The organism is Catenulispora sp. GAS73 (assembly GCF_041262085.1).
Lineage (GTDB): Bacteria > Actinomycetota > Actinomycetes > Streptomycetales > Catenulisporaceae > Catenulispora.
In genome coordinates this window covers 12257-35298 of sequence record NZ_JBGCCM010000067.1, presented here as the reverse complement: position 1 = coordinate 35298, position 23042 = coordinate 12257, and the positions used below count along the sequence as shown (strand labels likewise).

Sequence of the window (23042 nt, the reverse complement as noted above, 5' to 3'; positions counted from 1 at the left end):
CTGCGCAACACCACGACGTCGGCAAAACCGTCAAACGCGAACTCAGCCTCACTGCCAGGCAGAATGCGGCAGTAGGTTAAAGAACAAGCTTAGAGGCTGTTACTCAATCAAATATGGTCGTTGAGCTGGGAAAATAGTGTCGGATTGCGTGTGTAGTCCGCCGGTGATCGTGGCAGGGTCGGGGTGACGGATCGCTCGATTCCCTTCGGAGGCTGCTGGTGGTTTCGGTGGACAGCTTGTTGGACGGTCACGAGGTTGCGGTGCGGGCCAGGGTCGATGAGTTGCGTGCGGAGGCCGCGCGGGTGTCGGTTGCCCTGGGTGAGGCCGAGCTGGCGCTGGAGCATGTGACGATCACCAGGGCGACGCTGGCCATGGTGGTCGCCGGCCACGATCCGCAAGGCAGAGCCGGGCAGGATCCTGTTACGGCGGTGTTCCCGACTGCCGAGAGTGGGATCGGGCCGGTGAAGGTTCCGTTGTGGCGTGCCGATTTGGACGAGCGGGTTCTGCCGTCCGGCTATCGGCAGCTGTGGACGATCCTGGTCCAGTCCACTGATGCGGTTCGAGCCCAGGACGCTGCTTGCGCATTGGGGTTCGAGCCAATCCCGGCAAAGGTCGAGGGCACGCGGTCGAAACTCAAGCGCCTGGTCCGGTGCGGCTGGCTGATCGAGTCGGCGCCGGGAGTGTTCAAGGTCGCTGACGGCGTAGCACGGTAGCGGGGCGACTATGTTAGGGGTTCTGGGTGGGATCGAGACTTGGGGTGGGCGTGGCTGAGGACGGCGTTGCGCGGGGCGTCACGGTGCCGTTAGCTCGAACGGTTCTCGGCCGTGACGTCGTGGTGAACGGCGTCACGGCGGTGTTGTCTTGGGAGGGGTTCGCGCTGTGACGCTCTGGGAGGTTTTGGAGGAAGCCGAGCGGCTGCAATGGGATTGCGTCCCGTTCGAGAGCGTCGGGCCGCTCCGCTTCGGGATGCGTCACAACGAGGCCGTGGCAGCCGTGCACGGGATTCTCGTCGACCATCAGGGTGTCTGGGATCAACCGGGGGTAGGGCTTTCCGCGCGTCTGACCGACTCAAGACAGAAGATATTCGGGCGGCACGCGGTGAATCTCTACTACACGCCTATCGAGGAGCAGTTGTACTGCGTCGCGGTCAATGCCCTGTATGGGCCGCAGGTGACGCTCGGCAGGGTGCCACTGGTCGGGCGCCTGCCCTCGGTGGTCGAGCCGGAGATCGTAGAGGCGGGCGACGCCGAGGGAACGGTTCCGTACTTCTCCCCGAGCGGCGACCTGTCGGTCGAGGGGTTCGGGGTGACGCTGCGGTTCCAGCGGGTCGGCGACGTGATCCTGAGCCGTCCGGTGTTCATCGGACGCCAGTGGAGCGAACGATTCTGGGACAACACCGAGAGCGCGATCCCGGAAGTGGAATGGCGGAGGGGCTACTGACTGTGTCAGCCGGTGCCTATCAGTGACGAGGCGCTGAGTCGTCGTTCCTGACGCGGGCCAGCCTGCGAGTCATCAAGGTGATCATCGCCCAGCGGACCATCGCCTCGTGGGTGTCGGCGCGTCGTTCGTAGTCGCGGACGCACCGCCGCCTGCGGACAATCCACGAAAGAGTTCGCTCCACGCACCAGCGGCGCGGCAGCACCACGAACTGGTGCTTGTCGGTGCGCTTGACAACCGCGAGACGCAGCCCGGCGAACGTCTCAGCGGTCCAGGACACCAGCCGGCCGGCGTATCCGCCGTCGGCCCACGCCAGCGCGATCCGCGGGCACCGGTCGCGCAGCCGTTCCACCAGCGGCTTCGCGCCGTCACGGTCCTGGACCCCGGCGCCGGTGACCAACACAGCCAGCAGCAGCCCGATCGTGGCCACGGCGATATGCCGCCTTGGTCCCGTCAATCCTCTTGCCGCCGTCGTAGCCGCGCCGGGCCTTGCCGACGGTTTCCGCGGCGCGCAGCGACTGGGAATCGATGACCGCCGCGGTCGCTTCCGGGGCGCGGCCTTCAGCCACGCGGCTGCCCCGGCGCAGTCGGTCGTGCAGCACGGCCAGCAGGCCCTGGTCACGCCAGCGCCGGAAGAACCGGTATACCGCCGGCCAGTGCGGGAAGTCGATCGGCAGCGCCCGCCACTTCGTGCCGTTGTCGACCAGGTAGGCCACCGCGTCGATCATCTCCCGGTGGCAGTAGCCCTCCGGGCGCCCGCCTCGACCGTCCATCCAGGCCGGTACCGGGATCATCGGAACGATCGCGGCCCACTGCCCGTCGGTCAGATCCGTGGGATACGCACGCTGGCGCACCGGGCGATTGGCGGCGTTGCCATGGCGATGTGCCAGACAGTCACACGATACGGCGTGCCGCGGGGCTTCGACGTCGTCGATGGCATACAAAGAAGACACCAAGGCCTCCGGCTGCTCGGTTGCGTAGACACCAACCAGCTACACCGGAGGCCTTGCGGTTACTCGCGAATCACCCAAACGAGGCTTTATCAGGCCTCATGTTCGGTTGAGCAACGGACTCTTAGTGATCACGATGGCCTGTTCGCGTGCCGCTTCACTTGCTGAGTCGTGGGCGAAGAGGTTGCGGAAGGTGTCAACCATAGGCAGCCGGGGCACAACCGTCAGCCTCCACTCACATGGATCAGGGCGCCAACCGAGATGTGCTCAGCCCGGCTATGACGCGCCATCGCCGCGCCGGATAGCCCGTGATGTCGGACAGTCGGACACTGAAGGTGGTGGCGTGCGCCTGCGCCAGGCGGGTCGCGGTCACCATCAGTGGGGAGAAGGTGGTTCAGGTGGCCAGTCCTAGTTCGGGTTCGGTGTATTGGCGGTGCGGGTGTGGCCTTCGACAGGGTGGGGATTGTCCGCGGCGGTGTGAAGATGGCCACGGGTCGTGGTATTTCGCTGTGAGTGTCCCATCGGTGGACGGCCTGGCGGGCCGGTCGAAGGTGATGCGTCGTGACGGCCACGTGGATCAGGCGGCGGCTGAGTCGGCGCTGGCTCGGGTCCGGGGCGGGACCGATCCGGAGGGCGGGTGTGACGGTGGGCGAGTGGCTGCAGAAGTGGGTGGCCGGCAGTGCTCGGCTGGCGATGTCGACCAGGGTGTCCTACACCGAGCACATCAACGTCTACATCAACCCGGTTCTGGGGAACATCCCGCTGACCGAGCTCACCATCGCGGATCTCAACGACTTCTACGCCGTCCTTGCCAGGCGTCGGACTCGCCTGCGCGGTTCCACGTTGTCAGGGGCACGATCACGCGGATCCATGCCACGCTGCGGGCCGGCCTGAACGCTGCGTTGCGTCGTGGACTGATCGTGTGGAACCCGGCACGAGAGGCTGAGCCTCCGCGCCGGCATCGTCCGAGGGCGGTGGTGTGGACCGAGGACCTGATCGCGCACTGGAAGACCACCGGCGAGCGTCCACCGGTGGTGGTGTGGACGGCGACTCAAACTGCGACGTTCCTGGCCGCGATCACTGAGGATCGGATGTACGCGGCCTTCCATCTGATCGCGCTGCGCGGCCTGCGCCGTGGTGAGGCTGCTGGTTTGCGGTGGTGCGATCTCGATCTGGAGCGTGGGTTGTGCTTCATCACGCATCAGGTACAGCGGCGCGACGGGGAGGTCGTCCAGGGGCCGCCGAAGACCCCGACGAGTGTGCGAACGGTGGCGCTGGACCGGACCACGGCGAGGGTGTTGAAGGCACATCGCAAACGCCAGGAGGCTGAGTGCCGTGCCTGCAACGTGGTGCCCTCCGGGTTCGTGTTTACTCGTGTCGATGGACAGCCGCTGGCCCCGGAGTATCTCTACCGGAGGTTCGTGAAGCTGGCCGCCGAGCACGGGTTGCCGCCGATCCGGCTGCACGACCTCCGGCACGGGGCGGCATCCCTGGCACTGCAGGCGGGAGTGGATCTGAAGGTGGTCTCCGACCAGTTGGGGCACTCCTCGATCGTGCTCACCGCCGACACCTACGTCAGCGTGCTGCCGGAGTTGGCGATGGACGCGGCGGAGGCGACGGCGCGGTTGGTGGCGGAGGCCGGGCAGCGTGCACCGGGCTCGAAGCATGTGACGCGCAGGAAGCCCAGCCCACCGGATCCGACGATGCACGGCAAGCGTCGGCGTCGCGGTTCCCGACGACCCGCGCCGACCGGCCCGTCCACACCGTTGAAGACTGCGGCCCGGTCCAAGATCGGCTCTCTGGCGACGGGGAAGGAGGTGACTGTCTAAGTCGAGCCTTGGGGACAACCACAAAGGCTGCACGTTCGGGGTCCGCTGAAGGCACGTCTGGCGGTGTTGATCACGCCGGATAACGAATACACCGCCGGAAAGGCCGAAGGAAGCCGCACAGCGTGGTGCCAGTGGGGTGCATGGGACTGGTGAGGCGTTCCCATCAGCTGCTCAGGCGTCGCACATAGCGATTGTCATTCAGGAGTTTGGCGGCTGCGCACCTGGTCAGAGGGTGCCCCCGGCAGGATTCGAACCTGCGACCATCGGATTAGAAGCGCGCGGCCACGACCTGGAACCGCCGCCGGACGCGTCGATCGAGGCCCGGCTGGCCTGGGACGACGACCGCCAGTTCCGGCACGCCATCATGCGGGTCGTCGCGGCCCACCTGCGCCCCGAAGGGGCCGGGCACGCCGATGACCACGTGCCGTACCGCCCCGTCGTGTCGTGGCAAGGGGGGCAACTTCGACTTCACCGGGGCGCTGATCGACGGCGGCGACCTCGACGGCATCGAGTTGACCGACGGCCAGCTGGTCTTCGCCGGCGCCAGGTTCGTCGCTGACGCACCGCTGGTGCTGCGCGGCAGCAAGTTCCTCGGCAAAAGCCTGCTGGACGTGCGCGGCGCGCGGTTCGAATCCGGCGGGCTCGACCTGAGCAAGGTCCTGGTCGGGCCGAAGGCGACTGTGAACTGCAGCGACACCCTCTTCGAGGACGGCCGCGTGGACATCCGCTCGACCATCGTTGAAGGCTGGTTCTATCTGTGCCGCGCGAGCTTCAGCGGCACCGAGATCGAACTCTCGGAGGCCGTCCTGCGCGGGAGCATCGACTTGCGGGAGGCCAAGCTGACCAAGGGCGTGGTGCGATTCGATGACGCGGTGGTGGGGCCGGAGCGGTTCTGGTTCGAGGGGGCGCAGTTCGAGGGCACGACGCTGGACTTCTCCAAGGCCAAGATCGTCAGCGAGCTCGACTTCGGGAGCACGACGCCGCCGACCGGGGTGGTGCTGCCGCCGGCGCCTTGACAAGCTAGTCGCCCGCCTGTCCTTGCCGAGAACCTCGTCCATGCTGGTCGGGCAACATATGCAGATCATGGTGACGGCAATTGACTGCCGGGGGGATCGTGAGTTCCTGTGTGCCTACGCCTCGCCTAGGTCCTAGCGGTCCGCATCATCCCCACGCTTCGATTGTGGTGGTGGCGCGGCGACGATCACAAGACCATCGAGATTCTGCTGCTACGCCACCAACTGGCCGTCTTGCAGCGCCAACTCGCCGCGACCGGAAAGCAGCCGCGCCCTGACTGGGCAGATCGCGCGATGATCGCGCTGTTGCTCGGTCTGGTACCCAAAGCGCGCCGTGCTGGACTGCGTCTGATCGTCACCCCGGACACGATCCAGCGCTGGCATCGCGACCGGCTGCAGCACCGCTGGGCGAAGAAGTCCCGTCCGATCGACGGCCGTCCGGCGACGCACCGGAACATCAAGACCCTGGTTCTACGTATGGCATACCAGAATCCGGCATGGGACTATCGGCGGATCCATGGCGAGCTGGCCCCTCGGCATCGCCGCCTCCACCGTCTGGGAGATCCTCAAGACTGCCGGCCGCCAATCTCCTGGACGGCACGAAGGTCCACGTTTTGGCCGTCATCGAGCATGCCACCCGCCGGATCCAGATCCTCGGCAGCACGCTTCACCAGACTGGTGAGTGGACCACGCAGGTGGCACGCAATCTGGTCATGGACATTAAAGACGCCACGACCACTGTGAAGATCCTGATCCGCGACCACAGCTCCAACTTCACCGAAGCCTTCGACACCGTCCTGGCCGATGCCGGCATCCGCACCATGCTGCGCAACGTACGGACCCCGCGCACGAACCCGATCATGAAGCGCTGGATCGGCTCAGCCCGCCACGAACTCCCGAACCGCACCCTGGCCTGGAACCACGAACATCTCCGCCAGATCCCGCACGACTACGAACACCACCACACAGCCACCGGCCGCACATGAGCCTGTCCACAACCGCCCCGCTCAAGCCGCCGCCACCGGACGCCACCGACCTCGACACCTTCCGTACCCGACGAACCCGCCGCGCAGGCGGCGTCATCAACGAATACCGATCAGCCGCCTGACCAGCACGGATGAACTATTCGGCAAGGACAGCGTTCCGCTTGGCGGCCTCGGCGCGGATGGCGTCGATCTGGGCGATCGCACCGTCGACCAGGACGATCCAGGGGCGTAGGTGCCCGGGATCGCGGGATTCGGCCTGGTCGAATACCGCGGCGATGACGTCGGCCGCGTCGGCGGCCACGGATGCGGTGAGCCATTTGCGGACGGCCTTCGGGCCGGGGCGCTTCTTGCGGCCGGTCTTGCTGGCCTTCTTCTTGTGCTTCTTCTTCCCGGTCTTGGCCAGGGTGATGATGTCGTGTGGGCGGCGCGGTGCGGGTTCGGCGTCGTAGACGGCGCCGATGGTGGCCATTCTCTTGTGCCCGGCATGCCTGTCGTTGCCCAGGCGGCCGGTGGCCCGGTCCCGCTCGGCCTTTCTGCGCGTGGCCTCGCGCAGGTCAGCCGGCCGGCCGCATAACGATGCCTCTGCCGTCCACGGAGAGCACCAGCAGCGTTCCGGCGTCGCTCATCATCGGCGCGGTGTGGTCATCGAAGCCGTCGAAGTCCCGGGCGGCGGTGATCGCCATCGCCCGCACGGCCTGCGGCGCGGCGACCGGGGTGCCGCAGGTGCGGGTCAGGGCTTCGGCGGCGTCGGCGAACGAGCCGCGGACGGACTCGATCGCGGCGAGTTTGGCGACCTCGTGGGAGTGCAGCCCGGTCGGCAGGTTCAGTTCGGCGTCGCCGGGATACAGGTTCTGGGCTCCAGCGGCGCGGAAGGCCAGCCACTGCGCCGTCACGGCCCCGACGGTGGTGGCCAGGTGCCGGGCGTGTCCGGCTTCGATTCGCCGATGCCGCACCCCGTCAGCGTCGGTGGGGACCGTCAGGTTCCCATCGGTGCGGGCTTGCCGCTCGGCGGCGGCGCGGGCGTCGTGGAAACCTTGCAGTACGTGCAGTTCCAGGGTGCGGCCGCCGGCGACCACGGCCCGCTCGGCGGCGTCGGCCGATCAACCTCCGCGTCGGCTGTGATCCCGCGCGGCGCAGATCATCTCCTTCAGGTCGGCGCGGGCGGCGTCGAAACGGGCTTCGGGTCCGGGGGCGTGAGCGTACTCTGACGCGGCGGGTTCTTCCTTGCGGTGCGGGACGGTTTCTCACCTCCGACGCTGGAGGAGGGGCCCGTCGTCCGCGCCGGGTTCACCTGATTCGCCCGACAACGCCAGGGGCTAGGGCATACCGGCCTGATCCCGGGCTCACCAACCAGCCCCGCTCGGTCAGCCGGTTCAGCTTGCCGCGCATCGCCTCGGTAACCCTGGCCTGCACGCCCAGCCCCAGGCTGCGGCACAGATCCACCGACCGCAAAGGCTCCCCGGCGTCGTCGAGCACCTCAAGTACGTCCCGGTACGGCTGTGGCAACGACTGCAGGACCGGATCATCCGGGCGTGCCACCTGATGACCGCAGCGAACGCGACGTCCGTCATCACACCGTCATCACAGACCGTCTGAGTCAGGGAACGAAGTCAGCGTCGTGTACTTGTACTGCGGCTGGCTCTCTCCGCACGCGGAGGTCGGCGCTGGCAGATGAACGCCAGGCCAGAAGGTACCCGCGGCAGGATTCGAACCTGAGGCCATCGAGTTAGAAGCACCGTGTCACGAGATCCAAGCCCATCGCTCCGGGACCCGGCCCAGGATGCCGGACGCTGCCGACCGATACCGGGACGTTCGTACCGGGACCGTATCCAGACCCTGTCGAGCACTGCCTCAACATGCCGCACCGGCCGACATCAACCTTCTAACAAGTCTGGACGCGAAAATACTCGCCATCACCCGACCCACTCTCGCCGGCCAGCCTTTGTCGGAAGAATCATGAGTATGTAGGGTATCGTCGCGTATCTCCCTGTGTGACACTCAACTAGCGATCACGAAAGAACTCTGATTCGCGAACCGGGGAGGGTCGATGGCGGTATCTCGACGAATCGCGCGATTACAGGACAGCGCCGAGTCCATCAACCTGCTTCAGGCGATCTCGGTAACCCACAGGCACGTACAGTTCGCGCAGACGGCGAGCCTGCTCGTCTCGCTTCTGGTCGCCGGACTCAGCACCCTCGCCCAGGCGGTATCCGCCGCGACGCTGGCCCTCGCCGGCGCGGTGTGGGTCGTCGTCTATTCGTTCTTGATCGCGCCGTGGCGGAGCAGGTACCTGCGAACCAGCGCGACCTTGCAGGACATGTTGGACGTCGACCTGTTCGGGCTTCGTTGGAACCGGGTAATGGTCGGTGACCGGATATCTGACGACGAGGTGAGCCGGCTCAGCCGTCGCTTCCGCCGGGATCCGGCCCGCCTGCGCGGCTACTACCTCGTGGCCGACGTGCCCGAGCCGTACGACGTGTTGTTCTGCCTCGAACAGAACCTCGCATGGGGCTCCCGGGTCCGCCGGCGGTTCGCGAACCTGCTCAGCACGGTGGCGGTGCTGTGGTGCGGAACCGGCCTCATTGTCGCCCTCGCCACCGGCGAGACGGTCAACCATCTGATCAGTACCTGGTTCGTGCCCGCCTTGGGGCTGCTGTTCTGGTGCCTGGACATGTTCCGCGCCCAGATGTCCGTCGCCCATGACCGCCTCCGCGCGGTCGGCCTCGTCCGGGCCGTCACCGCCGATCCAGCATCACCGGTGCTCGCGTCCGCGGACTCCTTCGCCGTCTTCGCTCGGCAGATTCAGGACGTCCTGTTCCAGACGCGGCTTCAGCAACCCCGGGTGCCGCAATGGTTCTTCCGGCGGTTCCACGACAGTGACGCGGCCGACTTCCGCTACAAGATGAAGACGCTCGAAGCGAAGCTCGCCGCCCTCGGACCAGTCGGCCCGTCCCAGTCGACGGCGCCATGACGACCACTGACCGTCTTGCGCGACTGTTCGCCGACGAGGGTGCGGCGGAGACCGTCCTGGAGCATTTCGACCAGCGGAATCTCACTGTCGAAGTGGACGACTCGAGCGTGCTGCCGTGCGGTAACTCCGGCGCCCGGCTGGTCGTCGTCATTCTGTCGAACAAGAGCGGGCCGAAGACGCCGAAACGGTATATCGCCAAAATGGTCCCCGCCGGTCGGCACCGGCCCAGCGACGAGGGCCGACGCAGCCGTGCTGCCCTCAACATCGGCCCCGGGAAATTCGCCGACGACCACCTGGCCACCATCATTCACGGGCCGATCCTGTGCCCGGACGGTGCGCAAGTGATCGTGCAGGAAATCGCCGGCGGCTCCTTGGCCGGGAATCGGCCCCTGTCCATGGTGGACACGAACGCTCTCGCCGAAACCTGTGACAGAGTCCGTCTCGGTCTCCTGACCGAATGGGTCTCCAGGGACTATGAGCACCGCAGCGGCACCGTGGCCGAACTGCTGGAGCTCGAGCTACGCGACAGTATCCGTGAGGACGGCTGGCTACGGGCTTGGGCCGAAGATCGAAACCTTCTGGATCCCGCCTGCTCATGGATCGAGGTGGTGCCCGGTGAGGTGCTGCCCAACCCGTTCCAGCTCCTGCCGTCGGGTGCTTTCGCCGACGATCGCCCGCTGACGTATCTCGTCGGCCGCTCCCACGGCGACCTTCACGCTGACAACATCCTGATACCGCACTGTGACGACGAGCCGATGGGTGACCGCTTCTGGCTCATCGATCTCGCCGAATACGACGACCGGGCGCCGCTCAGCCGTGACGTCGCCACGTTGGCCGTCTCGTTGATCGCCAAGTCGGCCGGCCAGCTGAACCCGCGCGACCAGGAGGATCTGATCAGGGACGTGATCAGCGACGGGGCGACGGCCACAGGCCGATCAGCCACCCGGCCGCGGTCCACGTTCGCCGAGGTCGTACGGGCCTTGTGGTCCCCGGAAGGGACCTTCCTCGCGCGCAACTGGCTGGACGCCTGGCGGGCTCAAGCGCGGATCTCCTGTCTGGCGCAGGCGCTGCTGCACGCCGCGTATAACTCGGTCGGCCAGGACGGACGCTGGTGGAGCTTCCGGCTCGCCGCTCGACTCGCTCACAAACTGGTGCCGGGCGAGGTACCCGCCGCCAGTCGAGCGCGCCGCTTGGGCCCCGAGATGTGCGCCGAGCCGCCGGCCGCAGTGCCCGTGCCATGGCTGGCATCCTCCCGCGTCCGCACCACACGCGAGTTCGTCGACCGCAAAGAAGAAAGGGCGCGGCTGCGGGCCGAACTTCAGGACGACGCGACCAAAGTCATCACGGTCACCGGGCCGACCGGCGCGGGTAAGACTCGGCTGGTGGAGCAGGTCCTCATCGAGTTGGGCTGGGACGCCGAAGAGGTCAGCGACCGCAGGGTACGCAGACATGACGCCGCGAACAGTACTCGGCTCGACATGAAGGCATTTCTCAACGCCATCGAGGAGCATGCTCCCAGCAAGTCGTACATGTCCGGGTCGGCCTACCGGGCTCGCATGCAAACCGCCCTTGACACCTACACGGGATCCCCCCTCGTCTTCATCGTCGAGTCGGCCGAGTGTCTGCTCGACGACGCCGGGAGACTGCGCGACCCGGATCTGGATGAGACTCTGGAAATGCTGTCCCTTCGGTCCGGCGGCCAAGTGAAGGTCGTGTTGGTGGGCCAGGAAGTGCCGCGGGGAGATGGGACGGTGATGTGGCCCGTCTCCGCGCGCCGGATACCGCTGTCGGGCCTTGAGGAGCCGGACTTCCGCGAATTCGTCGCCAGCCTCGACGGGGCAGACGAGGACGGGCTGACCGCCCTCGCCCCGAGCGCGTTCGCCCAGGTTCACCGCCGGCTACGCGGCAACCCACGGCTCGCCGAACTCCTCCACGCGCTGCTCGGGTGGGCCGACCGGGACCTCGGCCCGGAAGACGTCCCGGCCTGGCTGGCGGCGATGAGTGAGGAGGAGGTTCCCCAGAAGCTGACCGACAAGCTCATCAGCGGTCTGACCGTCGGACAGCAGCGGGTCATCGAGGCGCTGGCGGCGTTCGGCACACCCGTCGCCGAGTCGACGGTCAGCGCGCTCCTCGACTCGGTCCTCCCCGCCAAGCAGGTCCACGAGGTGCTGCGCACCGCCACCCAACGACGCATCATCCGAAAGTCCCGTGACGAGTCTTACTATCTCCCCCGTGCCGACATCGACCTGGTTCTCAAACACCTGCCGTACGGCGACCCCTACGAGCCGACCGCCGATGGCCCCACGCGGCGTCACCTTCTCCATCTCGCAGCGCGCGTTCTGGAGTCCGAGAAGAAGAACGACGACAACGTCACCAGAGCCAGCGACCTGTACGCGCATTTCGCCCAGGTCGACATCCTGGTGCGGGCGGGCATGTGCGATGAGGCACACGAGGCGATTGTCGAGATCGATCGGTTGCTTCGTCGGTGGAACCAGGGCACGCTGCTGCGCGAGCACCGCGAGGGGGTGCGAGGAAAGCTCGACGACCCCTATGCCGAGATGGAGAACCACGCTGCACTCGGGAGTCTGTACTCCTCCCTTGAACTGTTCGCGGCGGCGGACGGTTCGTACCGGAAAGCGCTGTCGCTCGCGCAGTCGCACCATTCCATGGAGGACCTGCGGCGGATCTACATCGACAGAGGCTGGATGTACTTCGAACACAACCACTTCGCCAAGGCTGCGGATCAATACGCCAACGGCTTAGCCATCGCTCAGGAAGAAGGGGAAGAAGCCGCTGAGGATCGTGCCGCCGCGCTGGAGGGCCTCGCTGACTGCGCGCGGGCGTCGGGACGGTTCGCCGAGGCGATCCGCCTCGGCAACGATGCGCTGGCCATCGCGGAAGCCGCCGAGTCGCGGCGGGCATTCGGCAACGCTCTGAAACTCACGCGTTGGCTCGCTGACGTGGACCGCATGAACGAAGCCGAGAGCATGCTCGCGCGCGCCAAGAATAACCTCTCGGACAGGTACGACGACATCTCAGCGCAGGCCTCATACCTGGACGGCGCCGCCGATCTGGCAGTTCGGCTCCGTGGCGTGCTCAGCCGCACGGGAGCCGAGAACCACCTCTACGAAGCCGAGCACAACGCCCACAGGGCCGTCGAGCTGGCGTTGGAACAACGTGATCCGGTGGTTCTCCGACAGGCCCGGACGACGCTCTGCGTGATTCACCTGCAGCGTGACGATCTCCCGGCAGCTCGCTGGCAGATCGAGCTGGCCGTCCGACATCGGCGCGCGGGGCAGTTCCTGCTCATAGCCGCCTTGCGGAGTGTTGTCGCATGGCGCTGCGATGAGGTGCGCAAGGCCACCGAGCTCTTCGCGCAGCTGCGCGAGGAGGCTCAGGAGCGTGTCGACGCTGATGATCACGACTTCGCAGCAGCTGACATGCTTGGCCTGACGCTGTGTGCCGAGGCCTTGGCGAACGGCACTTCGCTGCTACCGGCCATCGAGACGTTCCGCATCGAACGCAGGGCCTCCGAGCCGGCGCCCGGGCTGGTCAGGCAGCTGCGATTCCTCATCGAGCAGCTCGATCATGACGGTCACCGGGCGGACTTGCTCCGTCCGGTCCTCGCAGCGATCGTCTGAGGCGCGGGCTTTTGATTCGCCGCTTCCGGGGCACCGCTCAGCCATCCCAGTTCCTGGGCCCGAAGGACTGCCTCAATGCGGCTCTCCGCTCCGAGCTTCCGATAGAGCGTCTGCAGCAGACGGAACATAGCCCGCTCTGAATACCCGGCCTCCCTGGCGACTCGCGCCACGGTTGAGCCTCCGGCCAACAACCGCAACCACGACAGCTGTTCCGCGGACAGGGCCGGCTCGCTCTGCGCAGAAGCCGGACGAACGCTGTCTGCGAGAACTCGCGCGACTTCCGCGGGCATCACCGCGTCGCCGTCGATGGTGGCGGCCACGGCTCGCTCCAGCGAACGGATGGAGACGTCGCGGGGTAACACCGAATGGGCGCCGTTTCGCATGGCCCGCGCACCCAGCAGCCCGGAATCGTCGTCTACGAGTGCGATGAGGAATCGACCCACCACGCTGGTGGACAGCTGCGCCAGCAGGCCCCAGTCGTGTTCGGTGCAGAGACTGAGCAGGAGCAGGCAGTCCCGTCTGTTGTCGGCCCACACGAGAGCGTCATTCGGTGCTTCCACGGTATGCCCGGCGGCCGACAGTATCGCGCCGATCCCGTGCCGGTAGACCGGAAGCGGATCGACGATCGCCACGGGGAGGGCCACCGCTGGTTCGAGCTCCCATCGGGTCCGCGCGGGTAGACGGCGAGAGTCGGCACGACAACCGAGCGTGTCTCGATCCGGCCATCCTGCACTACCGGTCAGTGGTTTGCGACAGTGCTCCGGCAGCTTCCCGCCTTACTGGTCAGGAGCCTGCCATCTCTGTCATGGACCCGCGCGAACCGTCGTTCATAGCCTCAAAAGGGCTAGGACCCCTCTTGCGGAGGCCCTGATGGTCTATGACGACGGTACCGGCACTCCCATCTACGTTCCCCTGACTGGTCGTCGGCCCGCGCCCGAAGGGTTGCCCGAGCCGACCGAAGCGACTTACGAGGCGATCCGCCGCGTCGCCGCCGATCATCCGGACTGGGGGCCCAGGCGGATCTTCGCCGAGCTTCGCATCACCCGGCACGACATACCTCTTGACGTAGTCGAGATGGTGGCTGCGAATCTGAAGAGTGCCCTGCGGGGCCGGGAGCGGTCCGATCCGTAATGCCGGGTGGCATTCTTCCGGCTGTTCAGCGACTGCACTGTGGCAGACTCTCAATACGCGTGCGCTTGTCTACAGAACGGGTCCACCGCTCGTAAGCCTCGTCGCCGTGTCGTCGGCGAGCGCTTGCGGAGAGTCGGACAGATGCCGGGTGATGAGACGCTCCGCCTCGCGGCGGTCCTGGGCAGTGAGGCGGCCGAGGCACTGGAGACTGCCGTGGGCCAGCGGAACCGGATCATCGACCTCGCCGCGCCTCGGTGGGTGGCCTCAGGTTACAGCGGGGCGGTCCTCGCCGCCGTCGTGGAGACCTCGCGGCCGCCGTCGCCGGCGCGGCCGCGCAAATACGTGGTCAAGGTGTGTCCTGCAGACGGCCGTCGCCGTGAAGGAGCGCGACACCACGCTGCTCTGGAGATGTCGCCAGACGACTTCGCGGACCGGCATCTCGTGCCTATGCAGGGCAATCCGATCGCCCTCCCGAGCGGGGGCGAGGTACTGCTGCAGAACATCGCGGGTGGCAGTCTGGCTGAATGCCAGCCGATGTCCGACTATTCGGCGGCTGAACGTCTGCGGACTGCCACCGAGGTCGTGCGGGCGTTGACGGGGACATGGACCAACGAAAGGACTTGGCAGCTCAAAGAGCTCGCGCTGGACGGCTTCATCCGAGACGGATTGGCTGGTACGGCTGTTGGAACGGGCGCCGACCTGGCACATGGTCTCGGGATCGATCCCGCGCTGCTCGACGTCGGTGCTGAATGGATCGAGACAGTCGAGGACGGATCCCATATGCCGCTGGCGAATCCGCTGGCGCTCCTCGACGATTCGAGATTCGGCGGCGACGGCGACGATCGTGTCCAGTACATCGCCGGTTTCGCACACTGCGATCTGCACGAGGACAACATCCTCGTACCCAGAGTTGATGGAACCGTTGCCCACGAACGATTTCTGTTCGTGGACCTGTCGACGTTCGACGAAGCCGCACCCTTGAGCTGTGACCTCGCGATGTTGGCGGTTTCCGCCATCGTCCGCCGGTTTTCCGAGTACTCCGATGAACAGCGCGAAGCGCTGCTGCACTACGTGGTTGACCGGACCGCGGAACAGTCCAGGGGCCTGCTCCGTGAGACCGCATTGTTCGTCGACACCGTCCGCTACGCCGCTCGCCCGGCCTTCATCCCAGTTGAGTTCGACGGGAACTGGACGGAACAGCTTCTCCTCTCCCTGCTTGCCACAGCGCTCCTCCACTTGACTTTCGAAAGCCTCGACTCTGATGCCCGGTGGTGGCTGTTCCGCCTGGCTGCCCATACAGGTACCAGATTTCTGCGAGCTCGGGGAACCGTCGCAACCGAAGTTCGGCGAACGATCGATCGCACCGCGGTCATGTCCGCACCGCTCGGAGCGCACGTTCAGCCCGGACAACTGGCGAGTCCGGCCAGCACGCCAGCCCCTGACCGGGCGACCGCCCCGGAACACGCTGGTGACCCGTATCCGACCGGGCAGATCGAGTCTGAGCGCGGCTCCTTCCAAGACGAGTTGGAGGGGCTGAAGCCCTTCGCACTCCCCTCCGTCTCCCGGTTGGATCTGATCTCCCGCGCCATCGATGGCGCCGGAGCCGTCCCGGGCCAGATCTGGTTCATCGTGGGCGAGGGTGGCCTCGGGAAGAGTGTGCTGCTCGGGCAGCTGGCCGGCGAGTTGGTCCGGGGTAACGAGCTGGCACCGGACTCCGATCCGGGGCCCGAGTCCGGCTCGGCGTCCGGCATCTCCGCGGCGGCAGTCGTCCTGGTCGCCTGCGACGGCATCTCAGGCTCCGCCGACGTGTCGGACGTGCGGTCCGCCGACATCGCCTTTGCCGAGGCGGCCCGGGTGCACCGCCCCAGCTTGCCGACAGTCTCGCCGCCGAAGAAGGCCGACCCGCACCCGTCGCTACCCGCCGACGGACTACGGTCTCTGCTCCAGTCCGTCGCGGCTGATCACCCCAACGTGTTCCTCCTGGTTGACGCCCTCGACGTCGTCCTGTCCGAGGACACCGTGGAGGCGATCACCACCGTCCTGGCGGACGCCGCGCGCGACGCCCAGCTGTTCCTGACCTGTCGAACCCGCGAGTTCGAGGATCTTCTGCAGGATCCCCGCACCAAGCGGCCCCGGCTGGGGAACTGTGACGGCGACGCGGTTCTGATGCCGGTCCTCGCCGCCCAGGAGATCATCGAATGGGCCTCGGCATACGTAGACGGCCTGGAGCGCAGCGCCTTCGAGAAGAGCCGCTTCGTCGACTCACTGTCCGATGCCGTCTCGGCGGCGACGGTGCGCGAGGTCTGTGCGGTACCGCTGCGGCTCGCGCTCGCGTGCGACCTGTACAGCAGCGGCACCACCGGGGTCCCGACTGATCTGACGATCACCGGCCTGCTCCTGACCTATTGGGAGCAGCGGATCTGCCGCGACCGCAAGGGTCGCCGCACCAACAAGAGCCGCGCACAAGAGGCGGCCGCGCTGACCCTCGCCAAGGCGATCTGGGAACAGAGCACCGAGCGGCTGTCCCTGACGGTCGACGTCTCCCGTCTGGACGTCGAGATCGGCATGAGAGCCCTGGTGAGCGAGGGCGTCGTCCGCCAGCAGGCGGGCCGGAACGAGTTCTTCCACCAGGGGTTCGCCGAGTTCGCCGTCGCCCGTTGGCTCCTGCAGAAGGCGGACGCCGCCGAGCTCGAGCAGTTGCGAGCCGGGTTGGCGGACGCGCACTCCTTCCTCTGGCCGGTAGCACGCCACCTGCTGCTTCAAGACGCTTCGACAGACCGCTACCAGGATGTCGCGGCAGCCGTGCCGCGACTGGTCGCCGAAGGAGCGCAGGATCATCTGCTCGCCGCGCTGGCCCGGAAGTCGCCCGACCTGCTCCAGGCCCACGTCCGAATCGTCGGCGAGCACGACCGCGGGTTGCTCCACTCCCTGGTCCAGCCGCTCACCGATGCGCCCGATCCATGCGTGGACACCGCGCTGGGGATCGTCATCCCCATGCTCGCGGAAGGGAAGATCGCCGACAGCGGAGTCACGGAAGCGGCCCGCACCGCGGGCGTGCTGATCGCCCGGGCGGACACCTCGCGCCGGGCCGGATACCTCGCGACCGCGCTCGACCTCGTCGCCAGCCGGGTGGATTCGATGTCCAGGAACCGCTGGCTCAATCTGCCGAAGAACCTCGTGATTCCCGTCTGCTCGGCTGGTCCGGACGCGGCAACGACGAAGCTGTTGTGCGAGCGCTACATTCGGCTCGGAGTCGGCGCACAACGCGTCTTCCTCCAGTCAGGCCTTGAGTCTTCCGGACCTGGCGGGCAGGTGTCGCCGCTCTGGCCGACGGTCGCCGCCGCCATGCTCTCCGCTGAACTCCCATCCGACCTCCCGTCGGACGTCGTCGGCCGGTTGATGCGTCAGTGCTGGCTGAACTACCAGGTACGCAAGGACCAGGGCTGGACCGACTGGCGCGACATGCTGCAGGCCCGCTTGCCCGCGCGGTGGGACATGGCCCAGGTCCGGCTGCTCCACGAGCTTTGCGATGACCCGCTCGTCCGGCGGCAGCTGCTGTCGGAGCTACTCGGCGGCGAACCGCTCACCTTCGGCGACCGGTGGGTCAACGCCGCCCGGTTCATCGCGAACAGCCACGCGGACGAAGTCGTGGCGATGCTGTGCACGGTGCGGGCGCCGCTCGGCCGGGGCGCCCGCGGTGCGTTGGCATCGTTGGCGATGGAGGTCGCGGACGGCGCGCTCGACCGGACCACCCGGGAGCGGCTTGTCGGGGTACTCCAGCAGTTCGTGACGATCGATGCGCGCCGGATCTGGCCGGCGCTGATCGCCACGGCCAGGAATGAGGCGGATCTGCACGAGCCACTGCTCGCGGCGTTCATGGAACGTGACCGCGAAGTCCGGGAGCTCCGCGAGCTCCGGGAAGATGGGGAAGGCGAGGAAATCGGGGATGACGGCGAAGCCCGGGATGACGACGAGCAGGCGAGCTGGGAGACCGCCCGGGCCAGCGCTGTCAAGACCTGGATCAACGTCGCGCCCACGTCCTTTTTGCTCCAGGCAAAGGAGCAAATTCGTGCTCTGCTTCTCGCCAAGGGCGTCAGGGCCACAGTGCGGCGCGCGGACTTCGAGGGCCGCATAGCGCTGCACGATGAGCAGGCCCGTGAGTGGCTGGACGCCGAGGTCCGGTCCGGCGACGATCACGCGTCCGCGGCCGACGCCGTCCGGAGCTTGCACCGGGCGATCCGCGAAGACCCCGTTGCCTTCACGCCGGATCAGGCCGAGTGGCTGGCGTCCCTGCTGTCGACACGCCATTCCACCGCCGCGCAGTACGTCGCTGTCATGCTGGCCGACGAGACCTTGGTCCATGACCTGCTCATCGATCCGGCGGTGGTCGTCGACCGGCTCCGCGCGGCGGCTGACCGGAGGGAGGAAAGCCAACTCATCACCAAACTGATCGACCTGCTGATCCGCCTCGACGACGCGAGCCCGCTGCCGACGGAAGCTGTGCGATCGATCGTGCAGCGCTCCACCGAACCGGTCCTCGAATTCGCCGACCGGTTGCACAGCGAGCACGCCCTGCCGGTGAGCACGCGAGCCCGGATGACCACAGACGTGAGCCAGTGGGTCAAGACCGTAGGCTCGCTGGGGATGCGGCGGCTGCCGATCGGTGAACTCGAAGCCACGGTGCGCGGCGCCCTGACCGGCTGGGACGCTCACGAACTCGGCAAAGGCGTGAGCCGCGTCCTCGCGACGATCATGCAGTCGTTGCTGGTCCACTCTCCGGAGTTCGCCCTGTGGCTGACCGACGAGCTGTGGCCGAACTCGGAGGCGGGCACCAAGACAGCGATCGCGGACGCGTTCATCGTCCACGAACGCAAAGCCCCGACCCACCACGCCCTCGAACTGGCGAGACGCTCCGACTGTCCCGCAGAGCTCGCCGGGCGTATTCACAGGCTAGTCAACAGCTGAAGCTCCAGGTTCTTCGGCGTAGCCCGGCTATTCGGCGTAGTCCGGCTGCATCAGGAGGCTGCCCAGAGTCGGGAGTTGTACGTGCTGAAAACATCGTCCGTGCTGGTGGGGATGGGTTTGGCCCGTCGCTTCGTAGCGGCGAGTGATCAACCGGTTTTCGGTGCGGTGGCGGCCCGGAATGGCGATGATGGTTGGTTGTGCTGGTCCGGTTCGCGTATCTGGCAGTGACGAATACGTTCGCTGCGTTGCGGCTTCTCCCGATGAGCGGTCGGGAGAGGGATGCCGAGATCTTGGCGCTGCGCCATCAGGTCGGGATCTTGCGGCGTCAGTTGGGCGGAAAACGGGTACGGTTCGAACGCGCTGATCGGGCGTTTCTGGCGGCACGGCTCGGCAGGCTGCCGCACAGGACGCTACGCCAGCTACAGCTGATCATGAGCCCGGACACCGTCCTGCGCTGGCACCGCGATCTGCTTAACGAGCGTCATGCCGCCCGCAGCAGGCCCAAACGTCCCGGGCGTCCGCGGACCGTGGCCTCGATCCGGCGGCTGGTTCTGCGCCTGGCGCGTGAGAACGGCACGTGGGGCTAGTGCGCCGTGAGGCGCTTCGTTGCATTCCCGGTGCAGTCGGGAGGGACTCGGAAGGAGGTTCCTGGGTCGCCTGACTTACCTGGAGGTGAAAGCCGAATGGGACATCAGGGAAGCGGTGGCCGTCTGGAGGCGTCCAGGGCGGGGTGCCGCGAGACCCGCGCGATATGGCTAAGGCTGGATTGCTTCAAGTCCAATCTCCAGCGATCAAAATGTCGATCCGCCGGCAAGGCGCATTAGGCCGGCGGCGCGCCGTGCCTGGTCCTGATAGCCCGGACCGGGCAACTTCCGTGGCGCGCAGCGCCTGTACCGCGCCAGAATGGACGCATGGCCGTTGACCTGCCCGTTTGTGTGATTGGTTGATCGGCTCGCAGGCTCGACGACTGTGGCCGTGAAACTGATCTACCAGCTCAGCGCCAAGGTCTTCGCCTGGCTGGCGCTGCTCGCCCGCGACGATGCCGCGAACCACGTCGAGATTCTAGCGCTGCGGCATGAGGTCGAGATTCTGCGTCGTCAGGTCGGGAAGCCGAAGCCGTCCTGGACCGATCGGGCTGTGCTGGCCGCGCTGGCTCGGCTTCTGCCGCGTGAGCTGCACGCGCATCGGATCGTGACGCCGGCGACACTGCTGGCTTGGCACCGGCGCCTGGTGAAACGCAAATGGGCCCAGCCCCGCTCACCCGGTCGGCCGCCGGTGTCCGAGGAGAACCGCAATCTGATCATCACGTTGGCGCGCGACAATCCTGGATGGGGCCACCGAAGGATCCAAGGCGAGCTTCGCCGCCTAGGCCACCGCGTCGGGGAAGGCACGATCCGCAGGGTCCTGAAGCAACGCAAGATCCCACCCGCGCCCAAGCGCATGGACACGGCGTGGCGGACATTCCTCAAGGCCCAAGCGCACGGGATCTTGGCCACCGATCTGTTCCACATCGACACGGTCACGCTCAAGCGGCTCTACGTCCTGTTCGTGATGGAGGTGAAGACCCGCCACGTACACATCCTGGGCGTGACCGCGCATCCGACCGGCCAGTGGGTCACCCAGCAGGCCCGGCAACTCATGGCCACACTGGAAGGCCGAACCAACGACTTCCGATTCCTGATCCGCGACCGCGGCGCCAACTTCATCGAACAATTCGATGCCGTGTTCGCCTCGGAGAACATCGAGGTCGTGAGAACCCCGCCACGCCAGCCCAGGTCGAATTGCTGGGCCGAGCGGTGGATCCGCGGAGCCAGGTACGACTGCACCAACAACGTCCTGCTGTTCAGCCAGGCCCACGCCCGCAAGGTCCTCGCCGCCTACGAAAACCACTTCAACGAGCACCGGCCCCACCAAGCCCGGGACCAGACCCCTCCCAACGCCGATCCAGCCGAGGCCATCCCAACCGAAGGACAGATCCGCCGCCGACAAGTCCCCGCCACCACCATCCACGAATACCACCGAGCCGCCTGACCAGACCGGCAAACCAGCTGGTCATCGCACATATTGGCTGGTTTTGGCGCGGTACAGGGCTACGCCGACGCAACCCCAATGCGATCCAGCGTCGATTCGAAGGGAATCAGCAGCCAGATTGTCAACCGCGGCCACCACATTGTGGTCCACCTCAACCAACACACCTAATGACCGATTCTACGCCACACAGATCAAACCCGCCCCACCATCGTTCCCTGATGGGACGGGCGTCGGCCTAGATTCCAGCACGTCTGAGACTCGCGGCGGTACCCCGACTCAGCAGAAGATCCACGCCGCGGAGATATCTCAGGTATCCTCGATGCTCTACTGGAACCAGTACTCGTCGAACACGGGGCCACCAGCCCTGTTGTTCCACTCGTAGTTGCAGGAGTACGCCTGAGCGAGCCCCTCTTGCACGGCGTCGTTGCCGTCGACACGGCACACGGACTCGTTGTAGAACCAGCGGCCGGAATATGCCCAAACATTTGGGCTGACGGTCGATGATGTACTGACTGTGGTGCTCGCGAAAGCCGTCGCACTCATTGAGACACCACCGACTCCGAGTAGAGCGGTGACGAGAGCGGGCACGACTGCATGCCTTCTGAGATGCATCACGATCCCTTCGATTAGCCACTACGGGCTTAGGCGTCTTCAACAAGATATTCGACCAGCCTGTCAGAACCCTTATAGGCACCTGTCATGTCCGCCTCTGGTAGATCAGGGTGACTTCGGGAACGACTTCTGGTTCTTGACCTTCTTACGGGCATCATCGATCGTGAGGCTGCAAGGTCAGGCCGCTGCGTCTGCAGGGGGCCTGGGCGAGATCCACGAGCGGGTGGCGGTCAGCGGCGGTCAGGCGATCACGGCTCTCGGCGCGGGGGCCCAGGCCGCAGTGCGTTGGCAAGGATCAGCGTGTTGGCCATGCAGTCGGCTGACTACTGGCCATCGATCTCGCTACAGTGCACCGACCGCAGGTCCCGGACGCCGTGGGTAGAGCCCGATCTGATCACGCAATGGGGATACATGCCAGCCGGGCAAGTGGGTCCGCCACAGCAAGATAGCAATCACGCTGCCGACTGGGTATTGGCGCCGCCCGTACGGTTAGCCCGTTCTCGATCCGGACCAGCAGGCCCAGGCCGTGAACCGGCCCGTGTTCGCGAAGTCCGCCGAGATCGGCTGGATCCTGGGCGTGATGCGCTACCTCATGGGCACGGGATCGAGATCAGCATCCAGATGTGCCACGGCCTGGATCAGGGCGAGGTAGCGTCGGCGCGCCCGGCCCACTCGACGGTGTCCTGCATGCCCAACAATCCAATCTAGGCCGGGATCTACTGCTACGACCAGCCGCATCGATCCGGCCAAGCAGCGTCCGAGGCATCCGCATACTGATCGGCGGCTCGCCGCCGATAACAAATGGCCAACCGGATCGAGGCATTAGTCGGAAGCAAACCCGGAACGGTTCAGGTAGAACAACGGCCGCGGTGGACTCCAATACCATCACGCGTTCAGCCGACTGCGCAGCCAGTGGCCGCAGCGCCGCGGGGGTGGTGTCGAACCGCTCGGTCTCCAGCTGCCACTGGACGCCGTTGGGCAAGGCGATCCAATGCAAACCACCACGAACCGCCTACCCACATCCACCCCGGGCCTCACGCAGGTAACACGACACCGTCACTCACCACGGCCTTGCCCCATCTCATCCACCGTCAGGGTCCCAAACTGGCCGACCGGAGGAGTCACCGAAGGTGAAGAAACTGACACACGCACTCGACCGGGCAAAGGACAAACCCGGCCGTGCGAACCGTAGCCCCGAAGGCGACTCTTATTGGCCGACGGCTGCCCGAGGATTATTAAGCTGGCGCTCATGCCACGGGTCGGCCTTCGCCAGTAGTCTCGGATCCTGCGGGCTAACGACAGCATCGGCCACGCAAACGAGGCCACCCGCCCGAGCTTTTGTGCAGCGCGGTCGGGCGGCCCGATCTTCAACGTCGGCTGACGTGGGTCATGCGGACTTGGCTGGCCAGGCGTACTTGCTCTTGGCGCCGGCTGGCTTGCGCGAGAACTGCTGCGCACCTGGGGTAACCTTCACTG

The 23042-nt window shown here is 66.4% G+C and carries 20 protein-coding genes; 14 read left to right on the top strand and 6 right to left on the bottom strand.

Annotated features, from left to right (window positions below; all coding sequences use genetic code 11):
- Nucleotides 1–218 precede the first annotated feature (218 nt).
- Nucleotides 219–713 (top strand): hypothetical protein, encoded by a 495-nt coding sequence (locus ABH935_RS49425; protein WP_370384972.1) that lies wholly within the window; start codon nt 219–221, stop codon nt 711–713.
- 166 nt (nt 714–879) lie between these two features.
- Entirely contained in the window at nt 880–1440 is a 561-nt protein-coding gene (locus ABH935_RS49420; RefSeq protein ID WP_370384971.1) for a hypothetical protein, read from the top strand.
- Nucleotides 1441–1459: 19 nt separating this feature from the next.
- On the opposite strand, the gene ABH935_RS49415 is transcribed toward ABH935_RS49420, so the two are convergent.
- Nucleotides 1460–1867 (bottom strand): transposase, encoded by a 408-nt coding sequence (locus ABH935_RS49415; protein WP_370384970.1) that lies wholly within the window; start codon nt 1865–1867, stop codon nt 1460–1462.
- Nucleotides 1806–2381: a transposase gene (locus ABH935_RS49410; protein WP_370384969.1), complete on the bottom strand. Its 576-nt coding sequence runs from the start codon at nt 2379–2381 to the stop codon at nt 1806–1808. Before ABH935_RS49410 ends, ABH935_RS49415 begins: the two co-directional genes overlap by 62 nt.
- 645 nt (nt 2382–3026) lie before the next feature.
- Between ABH935_RS49410 and ABH935_RS49405 the strand changes: the two genes are divergently transcribed.
- The 5 genes from ABH935_RS49405 (at nt 3027) to ABH935_RS49385 (ending at nt 6337) form a co-directional block, all read left to right on the top strand.
- Entirely contained in the window at nt 3027–3281 is a 255-nt protein-coding gene (locus ABH935_RS49405) for a hypothetical protein (protein ID WP_370384968.1), read from the top strand.
- Nucleotides 3282–3361: 80 nt separating this feature from the next.
- Complete coding sequence (locus tag ABH935_RS49400) at nt 3362–4216, top strand: site-specific integrase (RefSeq protein WP_370384967.1); 855 nt, start codon at nt 3362–3364, stop codon at nt 4214–4216.
- A 413-nt stretch (nt 4217–4629) separates the two neighbouring features.
- Nucleotides 4630–5232, top strand: coding sequence for a hypothetical protein (locus tag ABH935_RS49395; protein WP_370384966.1), 603 nt, complete (start codon nt 4630–4632; stop codon nt 5230–5232).
- Between the two features lie 611 nt (nt 5233–5843).
- Nucleotides 5844–6215: a hypothetical protein gene (locus tag ABH935_RS49390; protein ID WP_370384965.1), complete on the top strand. Its 372-nt coding sequence runs from the start codon at nt 5844–5846 to the stop codon at nt 6213–6215.
- Nucleotides 6212–6337: a hypothetical protein gene (locus tag ABH935_RS49385; protein WP_370384964.1), complete on the top strand. Its 126-nt coding sequence runs from the start codon at nt 6212–6214 to the stop codon at nt 6335–6337. Before ABH935_RS49390 ends, ABH935_RS49385 begins: the two co-directional genes overlap by 4 nt.
- A gap of 14 nt (nt 6338–6351) precedes the next feature.
- On the opposite strand, the gene ABH935_RS49380 is transcribed toward ABH935_RS49385, so the two are convergent.
- Entirely contained in the window at nt 6352–6684 is a 333-nt protein-coding gene (locus ABH935_RS49380; protein WP_370384963.1) for a hypothetical protein, read from the bottom strand.
- An 85-nt stretch (nt 6685–6769) separates the two neighbouring features.
- Complete coding sequence (locus ABH935_RS49375) at nt 6770–7108, bottom strand: hypothetical protein (protein WP_370384962.1); 339 nt, start codon at nt 7106–7108, stop codon at nt 6770–6772.
- 30 nt (nt 7109–7138) lie between these two features.
- On the opposite strand from ABH935_RS49375, the gene ABH935_RS49370 reads away from it, so the two are divergent.
- A complete protein-coding gene (locus ABH935_RS49370; protein ID WP_370384961.1) occupies nt 7139–7423 on the top strand; it encodes a hypothetical protein in 285 nt (94 codons plus the stop codon).
- A gap of 79 nt (nt 7424–7502) precedes the next feature.
- On the opposite strand, the gene ABH935_RS49365 is transcribed toward ABH935_RS49370, so the two are convergent.
- Nucleotides 7503–7754 carry a hypothetical protein gene (locus ABH935_RS49365; protein ID WP_370384960.1) on the bottom strand — a complete coding sequence of 84 codons (252 nt, stop codon included), beginning with the start codon at nt 7752–7754 and terminating at the stop codon, nt 7503–7505.
- Nucleotides 7755–8262: 508 nt separating this feature from the next.
- On the opposite strand from ABH935_RS49365, the gene ABH935_RS49360 reads away from it, so the two are divergent.
- Together ABH935_RS49360 and ABH935_RS49355 are read left to right on the top strand one after the other, a co-directional pair.
- A complete protein-coding gene (locus tag ABH935_RS49360) occupies nt 8263–9186 on the top strand; it encodes an S-4TM family putative pore-forming effector (RefSeq protein ID WP_370384959.1) in 924 nt (307 codons plus the stop codon).
- A complete protein-coding gene (locus ABH935_RS49355; protein ID WP_370384958.1) occupies nt 9183–12827 on the top strand; it encodes an AAA family ATPase in 3645 nt (1214 codons plus the stop codon). Before ABH935_RS49360 ends, ABH935_RS49355 begins: the two co-directional genes overlap by 4 nt.
- Here ABH935_RS49355 and ABH935_RS49350 read toward each other — a convergent pair.
- A complete protein-coding gene (locus tag ABH935_RS49350; protein WP_370384957.1) occupies nt 12782–13459 on the bottom strand; it encodes a response regulator transcription factor in 678 nt (225 codons plus the stop codon). The two genes, ABH935_RS49355 and ABH935_RS49350, sit on opposite strands and share 46 nt — an antisense overlap.
- Before the next feature lie 238 nt (nt 13460–13697).
- On the opposite strand from ABH935_RS49350, the gene ABH935_RS49345 reads away from it, so the two are divergent.
- The 4 genes from ABH935_RS49345 (at nt 13698) to ABH935_RS49330 (ending at nt 20954) form a co-directional block, all read left to right on the top strand.
- Nucleotides 13698–13958 carry a hypothetical protein gene (locus ABH935_RS49345; RefSeq protein ID WP_370384956.1) on the top strand — a complete coding sequence of 87 codons (261 nt, stop codon included), beginning with the start codon at nt 13698–13700 and terminating at the stop codon, nt 13956–13958.
- Nucleotides 13959–14099: 141 nt separating this feature from the next.
- On the top strand, nt 14100–18923 hold the full coding sequence (locus ABH935_RS49340; RefSeq protein ID WP_370384955.1) for a hypothetical protein: 4824 nt from the start codon (nt 14100–14102) through the stop codon (nt 18921–18923).
- A gap of 197 nt (nt 18924–19120) precedes the next feature.
- Nucleotides 19121–19510 carry a hypothetical protein gene (locus tag ABH935_RS49335; protein ID WP_370384954.1) on the top strand — a complete coding sequence of 130 codons (390 nt, stop codon included), beginning with the start codon at nt 19121–19123 and terminating at the stop codon, nt 19508–19510.
- A 382-nt stretch (nt 19511–19892) separates the two neighbouring features.
- Entirely contained in the window at nt 19893–20954 is a 1062-nt protein-coding gene (locus ABH935_RS49330) for an integrase core domain-containing protein (RefSeq protein ID WP_370384953.1), read from the top strand.
- Nucleotides 20955–23042: the final 2088 nt, after the last annotated feature.